The organism is Xenorhabdus beddingii (assembly GCF_002127545.1).
Classification (GTDB): domain Bacteria; phylum Pseudomonadota; class Gammaproteobacteria; order Enterobacterales; family Enterobacteriaceae; genus Xenorhabdus; species Xenorhabdus beddingii.
The window spans coordinates 208,293-226,657 of record NZ_MUBK01000001.1 but is presented as its reverse complement, the minus strand read 5'-3'; the positions used below and the strand labels follow the sequence as shown (position 1 = coordinate 226,657).

14 protein-coding genes are annotated in these 18,365 nt (G+C 38.1%); 3 read left to right on the top strand and 11 right to left on the bottom strand.

What is annotated here, in order from left to right; genetic code table 11:
* Window positions 1–21: 21 nt before the first annotated feature.
* The 7 genes from Xbed_RS01000 to Xbed_RS00965 all read right to left on the bottom strand — a co-directional run bounded on the left by Xbed_RS01000 (window position 22) and on the right by Xbed_RS00965 (window position 10,352).
* On the bottom strand, window positions 22–1,362 hold the full coding sequence (locus Xbed_RS01000; protein ID WP_086111081.1) for an MATE family efflux transporter: 1,341 nt from the start codon (window positions 1,360–1,362) through the stop codon (window positions 22–24).
* Between the two features lie 218 nt (window positions 1,363–1,580).
* Window positions 1,581–2,624, bottom strand: a complete 1,044-nt coding sequence (fbpC, locus tag Xbed_RS00995) for a ferric ABC transporter ATP-binding protein (protein WP_086111080.1) — start codon at window positions 2,622–2,624, stop codon at window positions 1,581–1,583.
* Window positions 2,625–2,639: 15 nt separating this feature from the next.
* Window positions 2,640–4,718, bottom strand: coding sequence for an ABC transporter permease (locus tag Xbed_RS00990; RefSeq protein ID WP_086111079.1), 2,079 nt, complete (start codon window positions 4,716–4,718; stop codon window positions 2,640–2,642).
* A gap of 109 nt (window positions 4,719–4,827) precedes the next feature.
* Window positions 4,828–5,859, bottom strand: coding sequence for an ABC transporter substrate-binding protein (locus tag Xbed_RS00985; protein WP_086111078.1), 1,032 nt, complete (start codon window positions 5,857–5,859; stop codon window positions 4,828–4,830).
* 902 nt (window positions 5,860–6,761) lie between these two features.
* Window positions 6,762–8,093 (bottom strand): MFS transporter family glucose-6-phosphate receptor UhpC, encoded by a 1,332-nt coding sequence (gene uhpC, locus Xbed_RS00975; RefSeq protein ID WP_086111076.1) that lies wholly within the window; start codon window positions 8,091–8,093, stop codon window positions 6,762–6,764.
* Window positions 8,094–8,138: 45 nt separating this feature from the next.
* Window positions 8,139–9,719 (bottom strand): MASE1 domain-containing sensor histidine kinase, encoded by a 1,581-nt coding sequence (locus Xbed_RS00970; RefSeq protein WP_086111075.1) that lies wholly within the window; start codon window positions 9,717–9,719, stop codon window positions 8,139–8,141.
* A gap of 3 nt (window positions 9,720–9,722) precedes the next feature.
* The gene (locus Xbed_RS00965; RefSeq protein WP_086111074.1) at window positions 9,723–10,352 is read right to left on the bottom strand and encodes a response regulator transcription factor; all 630 of its coding nucleotides are present in this window, start codon (window positions 10,350–10,352) and stop codon (window positions 9,723–9,725) included.
* Window positions 10,353–10,758: 406 nt separating this feature from the next.
* Here Xbed_RS00965 and Xbed_RS19300 point away from each other — a divergent pair, with 406 nt between their 5' ends.
* A complete protein-coding gene (locus Xbed_RS19300; protein ID WP_139837438.1) occupies window positions 10,759–11,571 on the top strand; it encodes a hypothetical protein in 813 nt (270 codons plus the stop codon).
* Between the two features lie 182 nt (window positions 11,572–11,753).
* Here the strand turns inward: Xbed_RS19300 and speD are convergent, their stop codons facing one another.
* From speD to Xbed_RS00940, 4 genes are all read right to left on the bottom strand, one after another.
* Window positions 11,754–12,548, bottom strand: a complete 795-nt coding sequence (gene speD, locus Xbed_RS00955; protein WP_086111072.1) for an adenosylmethionine decarboxylase — start codon at window positions 12,546–12,548, stop codon at window positions 11,754–11,756.
* 28 nt (window positions 12,549–12,576) lie between these two features.
* Window positions 12,577–13,440, bottom strand: coding sequence for a polyamine aminopropyltransferase (gene speE, locus Xbed_RS00950; RefSeq protein WP_086111071.1), 864 nt, complete (start codon window positions 13,438–13,440; stop codon window positions 12,577–12,579).
* Between the two features lie 111 nt (window positions 13,441–13,551).
* Window positions 13,552–13,899, bottom strand: a complete 348-nt coding sequence (locus tag Xbed_RS00945) for a YacC family pilotin-like protein (RefSeq protein ID WP_086111070.1) — start codon at window positions 13,897–13,899, stop codon at window positions 13,552–13,554.
* 77 nt (window positions 13,900–13,976) lie between these two features.
* A complete protein-coding gene (locus tag Xbed_RS00940) occupies window positions 13,977–14,306 on the bottom strand; it encodes a helix-turn-helix domain-containing protein (protein ID WP_086111069.1) in 330 nt (109 codons plus the stop codon).
* A gap of 237 nt (window positions 14,307–14,543) precedes the next feature.
* Here Xbed_RS00940 and Xbed_RS00935 point away from each other — a divergent pair, with 237 nt between their 5' ends.
* Both Xbed_RS00935 and Xbed_RS00930 read left to right on the top strand, forming a co-directional pair.
* A complete protein-coding gene (locus tag Xbed_RS00935; RefSeq protein WP_244182374.1) occupies window positions 14,544–15,842 on the top strand; it encodes an HlyD family secretion protein in 1,299 nt (432 codons plus the stop codon).
* Window positions 15,835–17,934 (top strand): peptidase domain-containing ABC transporter, encoded by a 2,100-nt coding sequence (locus Xbed_RS00930; RefSeq protein WP_086111068.1) that lies wholly within the window; start codon window positions 15,835–15,837, stop codon window positions 17,932–17,934. Before Xbed_RS00935 ends, Xbed_RS00930 begins: the two co-directional genes overlap by 8 nt.
* The last annotated feature ends 431 nt before the right edge of the window (window positions 17,935–18,365 follow it).

Below are 18,365 nucleotides of genomic sequence, written 5' to 3'. Positions count from 1 at the left end.
ATGTTTGTATTTATACTTTAATTAAATATCCAGTCGCTTGGTTTGCCATTTTTTGGACTTCCAGCGCCATGCATTAATTAACCCACGAACCCATTCATCACAGAAGAACCCGATCCAAATTCCCAAGATCCCCATGCCCATAGTAATTCCCAGATAATAACCGACGGGGATGGAAATACCCCACATGCAAATCAGTGCGGTATAGAGTGGGAAACGGGCATCTCCGGAAGCGCGCAGGGAATTGACCATCACAATGTTGAAGGTACGACCGGGTTCCAAAAAGACAGAAAGCAGGAACAGTGGCAGCAGAAGTTCAATAATCTTCTGATCTTCCGTCATGATGGCGAGCAGCGGCTCCCTGAAAACCCAGAACGCCAGGACAACACCTACCGTAACGATCACGCCGATCCGCAGGCTTTTGAAACCTCGAATATAGGCATCCTCAAAGCGTTTTGCCCCAACAAGGTGACCCACCATAATTTCATTACCAATGCTGGTGGAAATACCAAACAACATAATGAACAGGGACAGTTGGAAGTAAAGCGTCTGTGCAGCCAGAGGAATTTCACCCATCAGACCAATAAACGCCTGTGCAGTCATATACTGCAAAATCCAGACCAAATTTTCACCGGCGGCGGGTAAGCCGATATGCAAGATTTTACTCAGCATATTCCTGGACCAGTGCACGAGCAATTTAAATTCGAATTTGATTTTCAGACCACAGAACAGTAATCCGCAGAGTAAAATAACGGCAACAGTACGGCCAAATACCGTAGACCAGGCTACACCTTCCAGTCCATATTGAGGCAATCCGAAGAACCCATACAAAACGATCATATTGCCGACAATAGTGAGCAGGTTGGCAATCAGCGTGACATACATAGCTGATTTCGACTTGCCATAAACCCGTAAACAGGCGGCCAGAATAATCGAAATCGCTTCAGGAACCAGACAGATACCCAGAACATGCAGATAAGCGAACCCGTCATCCATCAGATTTTCGGGCAGGTTCATGATAGACAAGATCTTATAGCCGAAGAAAACCGTGATCAGAGCACAACTGAAACCCAGCACAAAATTAAATGCAATGGAAATATGAATGGCTTGACTGGCTTTATCCCGTTTTCCTGATCCCAGATATTGCGCAATGACAACACTGCAACCCACGCTAATGAAATTGAAAATCGTAATAAAGAGATCGAACACATGATTGCCCACTCCCATTGCGGCGAGATAAGCAGAAGAGATATGGCTGACCATGTACGTATTGATTAATAACGTCGCCATATGCAGAAAGATATCAATGAAGATCGGCCAGCTTAATGAGAAAAGCGAGCGATCAACCACATCAGACTGATGCATTATAAACCCTATTTATTAGAAGTGGAATAAGTGGTCTTTTTGCGGTGTGACATACCCAGAAAGTGTAGGTGATTTTACAGGGTTTATTGATGAGTTGATAGACAGAATAAATGATTTATGTTTATGGTTTTATAAAGAATATTTTTGGATGAAAAGTTTCCTGCGGTAATCACCGCAGGAGATTGGATTTTGGTTATTGCTAATTACTTCGCTCGTATTTACTCTTCTAGAACAAAGATTCCTATTGGATGAATTTCTAGATAATAATTTTCACCCACTTTGGGTTGCAATTGGGACGCATTGATTTGCAACAAGAGAGTTTGTCCATGCCAGTCAACAGTGACTTCATATTGTGCTCCCATATAGGCGACATGATTGACCTTGCAACGTTGGCTTTCACTTCCTTGCAGACTCAAGGTAATGGCTTCAGGGCGTATGCCAACGGTAATTGATGGCTGTGTTGTTATGAAGTTGGCCGGTCGAGGCAGACGATATTGAAAGATTTCCACATAATCCGGCCCTTGTGTGGCAGGGAAAATATTGGCATCCCCCATAAAGCTTGCCATAAATTTCGATGCAGGTTGACGATAGAGTGTCTGCGGTGAACCCATTTGCATAATTTTGCCCTTGTCCATGACTAATACCGTATCAGAAACCGCAAAGGCTTCACTTTGATCATGCGTGACATAAAGTGAGGTGATATTGAACTGTTGCTGCAATTCACGAATTTTTTCACGCATACTCCGTCGCAGGTTGGCATCAAGGTTACTTAACGGTTCGTCGAATAGCAGAACTTTGGGTTTGAGGATGAGTGCGCGTGCTAAGGCAACTCGCTGTTGCTGCCCACCCGATATTTGATCAACATAGCGATCTTCAAAACCACTCAAGTCTACCAGTTCCAAGGCTTCTCTGACGTGTTCACGGATCTCTGTTTTTGGGCGCCCCAGCATTTTCAATCCATAACCGATATTTTCCCCTAATGACATATGTGGGAAAAGGGCATAAGACTGAAATACCATGCAAATATCCCGATACTGAATGGAGCGATCGGTAACATTTTCTCCATCGATGAAAATATTACCTTCAGTCGGCTTTTCCAATCCAGCCACCAGCCTTAGCACCGTCGTTTTACCGCATCCGGATGGACCTAATAAAGTGACCATATGTCCTTGTGGGATGGATAAATTCAGCGAATTGATCACGGTATTGTTACCGAACCGCTTGGTTACATTTTTTAACTCGACAAAATGTTGCTGTGCCATATCGTCACTCCATGATTACTGGATATTTTTAGCTTTAGAGCGGGAAACACGTGTTTCGCCAACTAAATAGTCAAATAGGAAAATTACTGCCAGCATAACCACGATCAGAATGGAGCCATACGCGATAGCCAGGCCATATTCACCATCTTCAATGCGATTCAGGATATAAGCTGTTGCCACACGTGTATCTGGTGTCACCAAAAATACAATGGCACTGACGGTGGTTATGGCGCGTACAAAGCTGTAAATCAATGCTGATAAGATAGCTGGGCGCAGGAGTGGCAGCAGGATATGCAATATTGTTCTCATCGAACTCGCCCGAAGGCTGAGAGAGGCTTCATCCAGCGATTTATCAATCTGTCCAAGTCCTGCGATACCCGCTCGAATACCGACAGGTACGTTTCGCATAACCATGGAGATGATGATAATGAATGCTGTACCCGTGATATAGAATGGTGCGCTATTGAAAGCCAGAAGGTAAGATATTCCTGCTACTGTACCGGGAACAGCAAAACAGAGCATGGTTGTGAATTCGATGACTTTCTTGCCCCGGAATTGTTGCCGAACCACGATATAAGCAATTAATAGTCCGAAAAGGGCAGTAATCGGGGCGGCAATGCCGGCATACAACAATGTATCCAATAGCGAAGGCCATGCACCATCACTCATTCCTTGGCCAAACAGCATAATGAAATTGTTCAGAGTCAGAGTATAGTCCACGCCCCAGTTGACGGTGAAGCTACCATAGAAAATGCTGCCATAGAGCAGGATATTGAATATCACCCAAATAAACAACAGGGTGCAAACACCCCATACGAGGGAAACAGGCAAAGGCTGCACATCACCACGGTTGGACTTACCGGAAACCGTGACATAAGAACGTTTGCCAATCCAGAGATATTGGACACAGAAAATCAGGAGCGAGAAGACCAGCAACGATGCGCCCAGAGTGCTGGCGGCTTGATAGTCAAGTTGTGAACCTGCGATATAGAAATAAATCTGAGTCGCCAATACGTCAAAGTTACCTCCTAATACCAGCGGATTACTAAAATCAGCCAAAGATTGAACAATTACAATCAGGAAAGCGTTAGCGAGAGCAGGTTTCAATAACGGTATAAAGATATGGAAGAAAGTTTGATAGCGATTAGCTCTCAGGGTATAGGCGGCTTCTTCTAAGGAAGGGTGAACTGTTTTGATGGCTCCATCCAAAATGATGAACGCCATCGGTGTAAATGCCAGCACTTGGGCGATCCAAATCCCTGCAAAACCATATAACCAGTTTGTGTTAGTTAAGCCTAACCATGTAGACAGAAACTCTGTGATATAACCGGAGCGTCCCATCATTAGAGTAACACCTAATCCCACAACAAACGGTGGTGTTACAATTGGCAAGATAGAAAATATCCGGCCGATGACGGCGGAATATGTGGCGATTCTAGCGGTGTAAATTGCCAATACTAATCCAAAAAATGTACAGCCCAGGCCAACTGAAACAGAAAGGAGTACGGAATTGGCAATAATTTTCAGGACATGGGATTGGCCGAGTATTGACAGAAACGCGAATGGTGCGAAATGGCCGGACTCATCCGTAAACATGGGAATAAAGATGGCGATGCTGGGAAAAAGAATAAACACGCTAATCAACGCAATGATTGTTATCAGCGAACCAATGACGAAATTGTCACCGCCAAGCCATTCCAGACGGGCAAGCGCCAGAGTTATGATCGCTCCCAATGTGATAAACAGGGCAAGAGTAGAGTAACCTAACCCGCGTCCAGTCAGCGCTGCACTGGTGATAATAAATAGCACACAGAACAGGGAATACCCCACATCAAAATAGTGACGTTGGCGAGAGCTACGATCGGCCGGAAACTGCGGACGTAATAGCAAGACCGATGGCAGCATAAACCATAACATGCTGATGTTAATACCGTGCCAGCCGTAAGCCGCCAGAATTTCTTCTGGTGTTGAATCAAAAAGGCCGTAATCCAGACTCCATGATGGTAGCAGGGCAAATGACAGCCATGCCAGTATAATCCACCAGAAAACAGAATCCTGACCCTGCTTTTTCTGCAAGATAAGGGTATGAGACATAATTTCCCCAATAACATTTCACGAAGAGAGTATGTAGATCGCATGATCAGGCAGCGAACAGATGTTCATAGTTCGTTGCCTGAATGGTTATCTCTAATGATTTAAGGAATCATTTTCCCATTTTGACTTCCGTGAGCCACTTATTGATCAGTTTCTTACGTACTTCATTGGAACCATATTTATCCATGTCATAACTGATAAGATTCAGTTCAGCAGGATTCAGTGTTATGGGAGAAGATTCTGCCGTAGTATTCGTTAGGATCTGGTAAGACTGGCCTTTTTTCCAACTCAACTCTTGAGCTTCTTTGGTCAGCACCCAATCAACGAATAATTTGGCGTTATCTAGGTTACGGGCATTTTTTATAATGCTGACACCACCAATCTCATAGCCAGTACCTTCGCAAGGGGAAATCAGTTTCATAGGCGCCCCATTCTCAATTTCCAGCGAGTAATCATGTAGAAAACCGATCCCAATGGCAGTTTCACCGCGTGCGGTATTACGTGCGGGAGCAATACCAGATTTGGTGTATTGAGAAATATTACTATTTAGTTTTTTCAAATAATCAAAAGCCTTGTTTTCATCCCACAATTGGATAAAGGTTGCCAGTGCGGTATAGGAAGTACCGGAGCTTTGTGGATCAGCCATCTGAATTTCACCTTTATATTCTGGTTTAGTCAGATCTTTCCAACAGGTAGGGATGGGGAGATTTTTCTCTTTCAGACGTTCTGTATTCACGCCAAAACCAAGGATACCCATATAAACCGCAGAAGTGTAATTACCTTTACGTTTTGCCGGATCGCGAAACTGAGGAAAAATTTGGGATAAGTTTGGTGATTGATAAAGTTGTAGGAGGTCTAACTCACCAGCTTGGGAATGGGGATCGAGTGAACCTCCATACCATACATCTGCTTGTGGATTGCGTTTTTCTGCTTCGATTTTGGCTAATGTACTGCCTGTGCTATTGCGAATAAATGTGGTTTTGACATTGTATTTTTCGCCAAAGGCACGTGTTTCTGTTTCACATAGAGCATTCGTGCCACTACAGTAAACAATCAGCCGACCCTTTGCTTGAACATTGCTGGTTATGGTAGCTGCTGTGAGTCCGATGGTGATTAATACGGCGAGATAATTGAGTTTCATTAATGACGTCCTTACATTCAAAATTTCTACTTCGGGTGGGTTAGTATGAATATTAATAAACGAAACTCTTATTATTAATTTAAAAATAGAGTCCTGCCAGTTCATTCTTGAGACATCATGATGAGATTAATATACTTATGCAAATTAAGAGAGTAAATTTGCAAACCAGATAACAAATTTAATATTTTCTATTGAATGAATTTCATTTTACAGAATGTTGGGCTATGTCAAATAATAATTTGAATTTGTTGATTTTATTTTACTCATAAGGTAAATTTTTAGTTCTATTATTTTATTTTTTGTTGGACGTTTAATGTAAAATAAGTGTATTTAAATTTTTACAATATTAACTCTTGTGTTTAAAAATTTTTAATTTGATTTTTAATGTAAAAAAGAATAATTATTTAATCTATTATATATCTGCAAGATTATATAATGTCTTATCATCTTCCTAAGATCCCTACATCATTTACGTCATAGTAGCATCAATCCCATTTATTTTTATAACAATTGACATCTAGTATGAAAATCAACGTTAGGTTATTTAATAGACAAATACTGTCTTTGTAGTATAAAATATATTCTAAATTCTTTGTTTCTATATAGTAAAAAAATAGCGCATTATCTTTCAGAGTTATAAGTGGATTGTAAATCATACAATACATATAATCATATTGAATGAAAATATAAAACATTTTTGTTTATCATGACTATAAAGTGTTATTAATATTGATATGTTAATAAGAATGAAATGACATCTCATTTATCAATGAGAGCAGACGAATACGGATAACAGTTCGTGAAGTAGAAATTTTTCCAGAGCGGAAGTAGCCATAATGTACGCAAAATCGGGCTACTTACACTCTCATGTGATGGATTTGGTGAGTCAATCGGGGGAGTATTTAGATCTTTTGGAATTCATCATCATGCTGATTTTGTTCATATTTTCTTCCGTGTTTATTAATGTCTGCTATCAATAGAGGCATCAGTAATAATCCCATTAACGCAGCGGCTAAAGTAAGCAAAGCAAACATTCCAGACCAATCATAGCGGTTAATGATTTGACTTAATGGCCAGCCTGCAATCGCAGCACTAAGGTAGGCGTATAGACCTAAATATCCTGTGACTGTACCAGCGGCTCTCTTATGGCAATATTCTGTTGCTGCTAATCCAATTAACATTTGTGGGCCGAAAACAAAAAAGCCAATACTGAAAATACAAGTGGACAATAAGACATAATCTTGCATGGGAATTAACCAAAGTGCTGTTACTGAAAAAAACAGTCCAATAGAAAATAGTAAAATCATGGGAGCTCGCTGGCTACGAAAGAATAGGTCAGAACCCCATCCTGAGCAAAGTGCTCCTAATAGGCCACCTAATTCAAATAATGAAAGAGTGACATTAGTACTGAATAAGTTGGCTCCATGTTTTTCTGATAGCCAGAGGTTCCCCCAGTCATGTATTGCTGTCCTGATGAAATAGACCAATATATAGGAGCATCCAAGGATCCAAATAGTACGGTTGAACAAAATGGTTTCTTTTAGGATCTTCATCATTGGCATGGGGAGAGATGAATGTTCTTGCTTTAGCTCCATTGCATCTTGTCGCCAGTTTCCAATACTAGGTAAACCATGCTGTTGTGGAGTTCCCGGCAGTTTTTGGAATAACCAGATTCCCAATATAATGCTAATAATCCCAGGAAGCAGTAGAGCAGCGCGCCAGCTATAGATTGTCGTTAGTAGTGCAGATAGAAGTGCTAGCAGAATTCCACTTATATTTATAGAAATATTCCAGCATCCCCACCAAAAGCCTCGTTCATTGCGGGAATACCAGTGAGTTAATAGCCGTGCGCAGGGCGGCCATCCCCACCCTTGAAAAAAACCATTAAGTGTCCAGACAATTAATAAGGCTGTTAGTGATGAGCAAAATGTGAAAATGATATTAAGTATTCCGGTTACTAATAATCCAGCTCCCATAAACCAGCGATAGCCAGTATGATCATGGAAAATTCCCGATATAAATTTTGAACAGCCATAGGTAATGTAGAATAAGCTGGCTATCCAGCCAATATCATCCTTATTTAATGTTAACTCTACCTGCATTTCAGGCATGGCAATATTCAAGCTCTTACGTGTTAACTGGAATGCGGCATAACCAACAATCATTGACATCAACAGATGGCTTCTCCAATAGCGATAATTTTGTGAAATCTGTTCATTGCTATTGGCTTGCATAATAAATCTCCATAAAAGTGAATAAATGACAATAAAAATCTTATGTTATAGTTTTAATACGTTAGAAATAATTTTTGATGATTTAATATACTCATCTGAATTTATGGGTAAATTAACAACAACATGAGTTCCTTGTTGAGTATTTAAGCTCCAATTACCACCAAGGACACGAACTCGCTCTTCAATACCTTTCAGACCAAATCCTGCATTTTTCTTGTCATCTATGATACCAATTCCATTATCACTGACTTGGAGCTGAATGAAATTTTCTTTTTGATTTAATATGATCGTAATGGTATCCGCGTTAGCATGTTTGCTGATATTGTTCAGCAGTTCTTGAATAAGTCGATAAAGAGTTAAAGTAATCGTACTATTTTTCGGTTCCAATGGAAGCTGATAGTCAAATTGGCAAGTAATATTTTGCTCCTCGAAAGCAAATTCATTGACTAGATGACGAATGGCCTGTTCAAATGACATTTCGTCTAAGGCTGGTGGGCGTAGCTCACGCAGCAATTGGCGAGTAGCCTGATGAATTTGCTGAGAAAGATATTTAATCTGTTCCGATGCTTTTATTACCAGTGGTGAGTTTGCTGTACGTTTTATCAAGGTAGACTGGATTTGAATCGCAGTGATATTTTGCCCAATCTCATCATGTAATTCCCTGGCAATATCTTTACGGATATCCTCTTCAATATGTATGAGGTTTTGCATCAAGGTATAACGTACGACTAATTCTTTTTCCAATCGCGTACGATAATGACTTAGGTTACTTGCTAATTGTTGTTGACGACTGATAGCAATACCCAGTCCGATTCCTAATAAGGCTTGGGTAGTCAAAAAGATCTCCAATTCTTGAAGTTCGCTAAATGAGCCACTGGATTGACGGGCAAAGGTGACGATCAAACTTCCCAATAATGCAGAAAATACACCGCCTTGCCAGCCATAACGGTAAGCCATAAAAACATTAGGAATAAAGACTAAAATTGACAAAAGTCCTTCAATTTTAGGTGATAAAAAGAAGTGTCCACTGATCCCTAATAAGCTGAATAAAAAGCACCACATCAAAAAAGATGAGCGCAGTTGTGGATAGAATGAATCGTCTGTAATACGGTTGTTTTTTAAACTTTGCTCGTATAGATAGATATAAATTAGATAAATAAATGGGGATAACAGGACTCCTCCAGTGATTGAGGCGAGAAAAAGAAGATTTGCTTTAGATGATATTGAAAAACTCAGGTAAAGAGTTTGTAACAGGCTATTGGTAATAACTCCAACTAACAGGATGCAAAGTTGCTGCCAATAAAGGGAATAGCGTTTCCATATTTGTTGAATCATTAAAACTGTGATTAAACTGATCACAGGGGAAAGTAGGATAGTTGAATCCGTAATGAGCTGTTCGTTATTCAACCAGGCCAATATGCTGATCTCACTGATAATAAGGAACGGTAAGTAACGCCGCCATAACAGAATCATAAGTACCAGCCTCAATCCTTGTGGCAGTAAAAGTACAGCTTGTTGTCCGTCCTCATGTAAATAAAAACTGATAATCCAAAGTGAAATCCAGGTAATTGAGTAAAAAATGAATATAAATAGGGACTGTAAACCGAAACGCGCTTTCCAATTCATTGACTAACCCGTAATGATTTGATGCTGTAAAGCGTAATGAACAAGTTCAATAGTGGAGTCGCACTGCAATTTACTAAGAATATTAGCACGATGAACATGTACGGTTTTGGGGCTTAGCTCAAGTTGTTCAGCGATGTCTTTTACACTAATTCCATTGATCAACAATTTAAATATTTCCTTTTCTCGTGAAGTTAGAACTTGCAATGCGGTCGCTTCGTGAGGTCTTTGGCGCAGAGCTTTCAATGCGTCAGCGCAGAGATAAATTTCGCCTTTGTGAACTGCCCGCACTGCTTGGATCAATTCTTCTGGCCCACAGAATTTTGTCAGATAACCGCGTGCACCTGAATCCAGAGCACTCTGTACCAGAGCTGCAGTGTCATAAATACTGAGCATAATAGTGCGGAAATTGGGGCATGTCGGGCGTAACCGCGCAAGAAGTTGTAACCCGCTTTCATTGGGCATGGAAATATCCATGATCACGATGTCAATCGTCTTTTTGAGTAAGTCCGACCATGCTTCACTGGCACTGCTGTACTGACCTACGATTATAATATCGTCTTCAAGTGTCAATAACTGAGCGAAACCTGAACGGACAACAACATGGTCATCAATGAGGGCAATTTTTATCTTCATTTTTATGGAATATTGTAGGGTATTTATTATAAATTTATTTATATCTCATCATGTTCATAAAATAAGATTCATGCAAATAATTAAATGAAATTTGTTAATTAGATAACAAATTTCATTGTGGAACAACTAAATTATATTACCTTTGATTGTTTTTTTATTATCTTCAATGGTTGTTTCTATATGCTCTATAGCACAGTCATTAATTTTTCTTTGTCTGGTCGTTTTGATGATGATCGCATATGTCAATCATATTAATTGGTTTTTTTTGCTTTATATCGTATAGCTGATAAATTAAAAAAACAAATTACACCATATTGTTAAGTGTTTTCAAAATTAAATTTTGTATGCTATTTTATAGCATCTGGTAGAGTTAATTTTTAACCATAATTCTTTTGTCGGAGGAGTTATGTTAAGGCGAAATCATTCTTTCAATAGTCACATGCCCCTATCTTCAGACAATGCGTTACCCCGTCGAAGATCGTTCAGTATTTTCCCTCCAATAGAAATATTAAATACAGAGGTAGCTTATAACAATCCGGGATTGATCAAGGGATATATTCCTATCGTTAGAGAGGTTAATAAAAGTCAAGTGTTACAGTCAGTTAGGCAGATTTCTGATTCTCTCATATCAGAAGGGTGGCTTTGTCAAACACCCCGAAGGGTAAAACAAGGAAAAAGAAATGAGCAAAGAACAAATCGCAACGAAGAGTTGGATGAACAAAAATTATGGAAAAAACGCTCTCGTACTGCGAGAAATATGGTTGAAGGTATAGAAAAAGTGCTAGAGTTATCCCCATATATTAAAAAAGATCCTAATAATTATAGCTATTTTGTTTGTTATATGGAAAATGTACCGATTGGTATACTGTTATTTATCCATTTTTTTTACGATAACACTGAGCATTTCCAGATAAATGAACCCATTTATCCTGAGGTGGCTTTATTATGTACCCATCCCGGAATCAGAAATTGTTCACATTTATTGATAGAAAAAGCAGTTAATAAGTCTTATGAATTGGGATATCTTGGGAACTTAAAACTTTCAGTGAAAAATGGAAATGAAATACTTTATAATGTCGTTTATTCTCGTATGGGATTTTTAACGTTAGCCGATGAAGATGCCGATGCCGATATGTTTCTGCAACCATCTGAAAGTAATTTATGGGTGTTTTCACCAAGTTATGGGGGTTATCGATTTAAAGGTCAAAGGGTATTGTGAGCTATTCTAAAAACAATAAATCACATTAAATAGATTCAATGTAATAATAAAATATGGTCAAACCAAGTTACAACTTGAAAAATGACAGTGATAGGTTTAATCAATAGGTTTAATAAAACGAAAACGAGTTACCGGCAGAGTAATACTCTGCCGGTAACTCAGGTTAAATAGAGAATGAATATTTATAAATCAGGAAAATTTTTGCCGTAATAAATTTCCTGTGTCTCTTTTTTAAGTAAGCGGGTGATCTCTTTCTTTTCTGTTTCGCTTAATTCATCTGCTGTGGTATTGAACAAATACTCATTCAGGTCAAATGTTTTCAACATCATTTTGGTGTGAAAAAGGTTTTCCTGAAAAATATTTACATCAATCATGTGATACTGAGATTGGATTTCTTCTGTTACGTAATTTTGAATGGAAGTAATTTCATGGTCTATGTAGAGTTTTACACCACTGACATCCCGGGTAAAACCACGAACACGATAATCCATCGTCACAATATCGGACTCCAATTCATAGATCAGATAATTCAATGCCTTAAGAGGAGATATTACACCACAAGTTGACACTTCAATATCTGCCCTGAAGGTACATATACCGCCATCCGGGTGGCTTTCTGGGTAAGTGTGCACACAAATATGGCTTTTATCCAGGTGGGCGACGACAGAATCAGGGAGTGGGCCTGGGTTTTCTGTATTATCCACCAATTTGGGATCAATGGGTTCTTCACTAATCAGGATGGTAACGCTCGCTCCTTGTGGATCATAATCCTGGCGAGCAATATTAAGAATATTTGCACCAATGATTGAACAGGTTTCGCTGAGAATTTCAGTCAGACGAGTTGCATTATACTGTTCATCAATGTACGCGATATAACTGTCGCGATCGGCTTTCGTTTTTGCATAACAGATGTCATAGATACAGAAACTCAAGTTTTTTGTTAGATTATTAAAGCCGTGCAATTTCAGTTTGCGCAATTTAATTCACCTCCCGGCTAATGGGTGATTATTGATTTCCAGACAGTGCATTCAGTAAGTACTGCGGTAATGCAAAACTTCCTGCGTGTATCGCTGGCGTGTAATAACGGCAGACTATGGCTGCTTTTTCAAAGCGCTGTTGCAGGGTAGCCAAGGGAACCTGACGCAAGACAGAATTTTGGCTTGCCCATGCAAACGTCATGATCCCACCGTAATAGGTTGGCACGGCGGCTTGATAGAAACTGCTGTCAGCAAAATAGTGACCCAATTTTTTATGGCTATTGACGGCTTCGTCTTGTTGCAGGAAGCAGACGCCATTTTGGGCGACAAAAATTCCGCCTTCGCTCAGACAACGGGCGCAGCCCTCATAAAATTCAGAGGTAAATAAACTTTCACCTGGCCCGGCAGGATCAGTACAGTCAGAAATGATGACATCAAATTTTTCAGACGTGGTTTTGACAAAATTAACACCGTCATCAATAACCAGTTTAAAACGGGGATCGGCATAAGCCCCTGCATTATGATTTGGCAAATATTGGCCACAGAATTCGACGACACCGGCATCTATTTCTACCATTGTGATACTGTCGAGATAATGATGGCGGCAGACTTCACGTAGCATTCCACCATCACCACCGCCAATGATTAACACTTTCTTGGCTTGTCCGTGGGCAAATAGGGGTACATGAGCCATTACTTCATGATAGATGAACTCATCGCGCTCTGTAGTTTGGACTACACCATCAAGCGCCATAATACGACCAAGCTCTGCATTTTCGAAAATAATCAGGTCTTGGTGCTCGGTTTTATCATGATAAAGCACATTTTCAACTGCGAAATATTGACCGAAATTGGGATGCAATGTTTCATACCAAATTTCTTTTTGCGACATGTCCCGATATTCCTCCATTGTGATGTTCACAGGCATTGTGCGCACATAATAGCCAACTATTAACGTAGTTGCACTGCGAAATTGACCTCATGGAGGTACTTTATCAGGGGACTATTTTACATAAGCAAGTAAGCTGAGGGAGCGTCGTGCAAGAGAACGACATTTAACCTCGTAGGGTAAGTTAATTCCTTTCAAATCGTTGTAGCTCAACTGATTCAGTTCCTCCATTAACTGACCATCATAGTTACTGAGATCCCACTTTTGACGTTGGGCGAAATAGATAATTGTGCGCCTGATTTCACGATCTGGGATCTGGCTATAGCCACAATCATATTTCAAGTAGATATAGACTGCTGTCAGATCAGCAAGATCTTCAGCTTCACTTTCAGATAGGGCTTTTGCGGGTTGCGCAAAACCGAATAGAATCAGGATGTAAGTCAATAAGGCAATTTTTTGCATAATTTCTATTATACTGATTTTCTACCATTTTACCTAAATTAACATATTAATATCTATGTTAGCCAAACTTTATTTACTTAACGTTGGGGATTTGCCATTTTTCCGTCAATAAAAAAGCTGATGAAGCACTCGCAAGAGCGCAGCGCGTCAGTATGGTTTTCATCTGTTGCGTTGGGTTGGGCGATGATCTGTTGCAAAGCCGTTTCCCGATTAACCTCGGTCTGCTCGGGCTGTATAATGGCCCGCGTATGCGCTTCTGGCACTATCACTATAATGAAAACGCCCAACCCAATACTTTTCGTAATGTCACGTTGTGGAAAACCTTTGTCATAAAGTGCTTCTATCCGGCATTTTTGACCCAGAGTCAACTGTCGGTAGTGTCTGTCTTTTGAATGAATTTCAGGCATTTATTTTCGGTATGGGAACGGTAAAATGTACTGATAGTTGACTTATTTTTCAATTATGAATCTATTGCACTTGTATTAATCCAGCATCTTACTAATGGTTTACACTATGTTAATATTAAATATATTAAATTATAGCTGATAAAGTAAATTGATAATATCTCCAATTTATTGATAAATAATAATTTAATTTTTAATTTAAATTGCAATGACTAAACAAAACAGGAATATTAATTACACATGGCCATTATGAATAATTTGTTTAGGAAAGAAGCTATAGAAAATAAAAAATCCAGATGGGCTGGAGAAGCACTATTAATAGCAAGAATTCCAAGTTGGGTTATTTGTATATTTTCATCGGTTTTTTTGGTTGTTTTATTTCTATTTATTACTTTTGGCAGTTATACAAGACGTATTAACGCCTATGGTGAAGTGATAACCAATCCTCATCCAATAAATATTTTTTCTTCTCAGCAGGGATTTATTTCTCAGGACTTTGTCAATGTGGGAGATTTTGTAAAACAGGGGCAAAAAATTTATCAGGTAGAATTCAGTCAAATTACAGAGTCAGGAAAAATTAGTACTAATACAAAAAACTCATTAAAAAACCAATTAGTACAGATTAATAATATTATTCAAAAATTACAAAATAATGAGCACATCACCTTAGAAAGTTTGAAAGAACAAAAAGAGCAGTATGAAACTTCATTGAAAGAGTCTAAAATTATTGTTGATGATGCCCGTCAAGGGGTTGAATTTGCGAAGAAAAATATGGATAGTTACAATCTCTATCGGAAACGTGGGCTGATTACAAAAGATCAATTTAATGGTTATGGCTATTCCTATTATCAACAACAAAATATGTATCAGAATCTATACAGCCAGTATATCAGTGATGCATTGAAAATTACTAACCTGAATAGTGAAATTATTCTTAAACAGGCTGATTTTGATAAACAAATATCTGAATATAAAATTCAACGTGACGATTTACAACGAAAATTAACTGAAATGGCTGCCAATGGATCTCTATTAATAACTTCTCCGATTAATGGACGTATTGAATCACTTGGTTTTACCGTCGGTCAGGCGATAACCTTAAACGATATTCTGGCTCAAGTTATTCCGAGTAATATAAAATCTAATTACTATTTAATTCTATGGGTTCCTAATAGCAGTTTGCCGTATATCTCGAAAGGAGATGCAATTAATATACGCTATGATGCATTTCCATTTGAAAAATTTGGGCAGTTCCCAGGATATATCAATAATATTTCATATATTCCTGCTTCTGCCCAGGAAATGTCTTATTATAGAAGCTCTCCTATAAACAAATCCGGGGAAAAAAATGAATCCTATTATAAGGTTTTAGTTACCTTAGATAAAAATCAGTTTAATTATAATGGAAGAAAATTAAATTTATCTAATGGTATGAAAGCTCAATCTACTTTTTTTCTTGAGAAACGTCCTCTCTATCAATGGATGTTCTCACCATTCTATGACATGAAAAAAACATTGGTGGGGCCACAAAATGGATAAAAAATATTTTGAAACTATTACCAGTAAATTGAATCTTGGATTTAAAAGAAAAATCCCCCAAATTTTACAAACCGAGGCAACAGAGTGTGGTTTAGCAAGTTTAGCAATGGTTTTTCATTATCATGGGTTACAAATTGATTTATCCAGTTTACGTAGTCAGTTTGGAATTTCTACACGTGGAGTTGCACTAACTACATTGGTTAGTATTGCCGGCACCCTTAAATTCAAAACCAGAGCCGTCTCACTGGATCTTGATGAACTTTATGCATTAAAATTACCCTGTATTCTGCACTGGGATATGAATCATTTTGTTGTTTTAGTTAGAGTTAATAAAAATAAAATCACCATTCATGATCCAGCATTCGGACATCGGGTCTTGAGTACACAAGAGTTTTCCAAACATTTTACTGGCATTGCATTAGAATTATGGCCAAGTAATGATTTTGTTCCTGTCAAAAAACAAAACAGATTACGTATTATATCACTGCTAAATAATATTCAGGGACTTAAGTCGACACTGGGGAAAATTTTCTTTTTATCCCTTGTTGTAGAAGCCATTAATATACTGATCCCTGTAGGAACGCAGCTAATTATGGATCACGTCGTTATTGCTAAGGATAATAACTTATTAACTATTATTTGTTTTGGTTTGTTTGTCTTCATTCTATTTAAAGTGAGCGTCTCTACTTTGCGTAGCTGGACATCCATTACGATGGAAATATTTGTTGATGCTCAATGGAAATCAGGGGTGTTCGATCATCTAATGAAATTACCTTTAGCTTACTTTGAAAAACGTAAGTTAGGTGATATTCAGTCACGATTTGGTTCATTAAATATCATACGTACTACTTTTACCAAAAATATTGTTAATAGTATTATCGACACGATTATGTTGATCAGTGTTTTCATTATGATGTTACTCTACGGTAACTGGCTCGTTTGGGTGGTATCAGGGTTCACTATTACTTATGTCACCCTAAGGTTGCTTACTTATCAATATTATCGACAACTTTCCGAAGAGCAAATAGTTAAGGATGCCAGAGCAAATTCCCATTTTATGGAAACCTTATATAGCATTAATACATTAAAAGCATTGGGGTTATGTGAAAGTCGGGCAAAATCCTGGTTAAATTTGAGTATCGATACTATTAACTCAAATACCAAACTTGTCAAAATAAGTACAATTTTTGATATCGTTAATACTTTAATTATTGCTTGTGAACAAGTTACTATTCTGTGGTTAGGTTCATCACTCGTTATAGATAATCAAATGACGCTGGGAATGTTTATCGCTTTTAACGCCTATCGTGGGCAATTTGCTGATAGAGCAAGTAATTTGATCGATATGGCACTCAGATTGCGCATGTTAAATTTACATAATGAACGAATCTCCGATATAGTACTTTCTGAACCAGAAAGGGAAGCACCAAACCGGGATCTTGACATTTCAGGGTTACCTGCAGAACTCACTATTTTCAACTTGGCTTATCAATACGATAATTTATCAAAACCCGTTATTTCTAATTTTAATCTTGGTATCAAAGCGGGAGAAAGTGTAGCTATTGTTGGCCCATCTGGTGCAGGAAAAACAACATTAATTAAATTAATGTGTGGCCTGTTGTTGCCTAGTAAGGGCACTATTTTAATTAATGGACTAGATATCAATGTCCTTGGTCTTAATAATTACCGTAGATATATTTCTTGTGTATTACAAGATGATAAATTACTTTCTGGTTCTATCGCTGAAAATATATCTGGATTTGCTCTCTCTCCTGATCTTGAATACATACAAGAATGTGCTAAACGTTGTAATATTCATAACGATATTTTATTGATGCCTATGGGGTATGAAACACTCATTGGTGAATTAGGTAGCGGAATGTCTGGTGGGCAAATACAAAGACTATTGATAGCCAGAGCCCTTTATCGCCGACCAAGCATTTTATTTATGGATGAGGCTACCAGTCATCTCGATTTAGCTAATGAAAAGTATATCAATGAATCAATAGCAGCATTAAATATAACCAGAATTATTATTGCTCATCGGCCATCAACAATTGCATCGGCTAAACGCGTCATTGCAATATCATAAATATTAAGAATAATACGACATTTCACATCTATATATGTAATGAATTGATCTTTAAATGATTGTGTTTTTTATGTATGTTGATTCTTTATAAAACAATAAATTATGAATGAGATGCGGAATAGCGGATAATTTGAGATAAATTTATGTACAAAAAAGTACATTATAAAATAATATTAACATTAACAAATAATTAGCTTGATTTGATATTAAATAACCACCGTTTACCTAATGTTAATATTAAGTAAACTATGATGATGCATGAAAAATAAATAAGATATTGTTGCAGAAAGATATAAACCTATTTATTAACAAAATATTATCGGAGGTTTTAATTTTTCTGGAATCATAATTTAATGGATTATCTGATTAATACTATGGTTCTTTACTCTATTCTGGAACATTATGTCAATGATAAATAAATGAGGTCATAT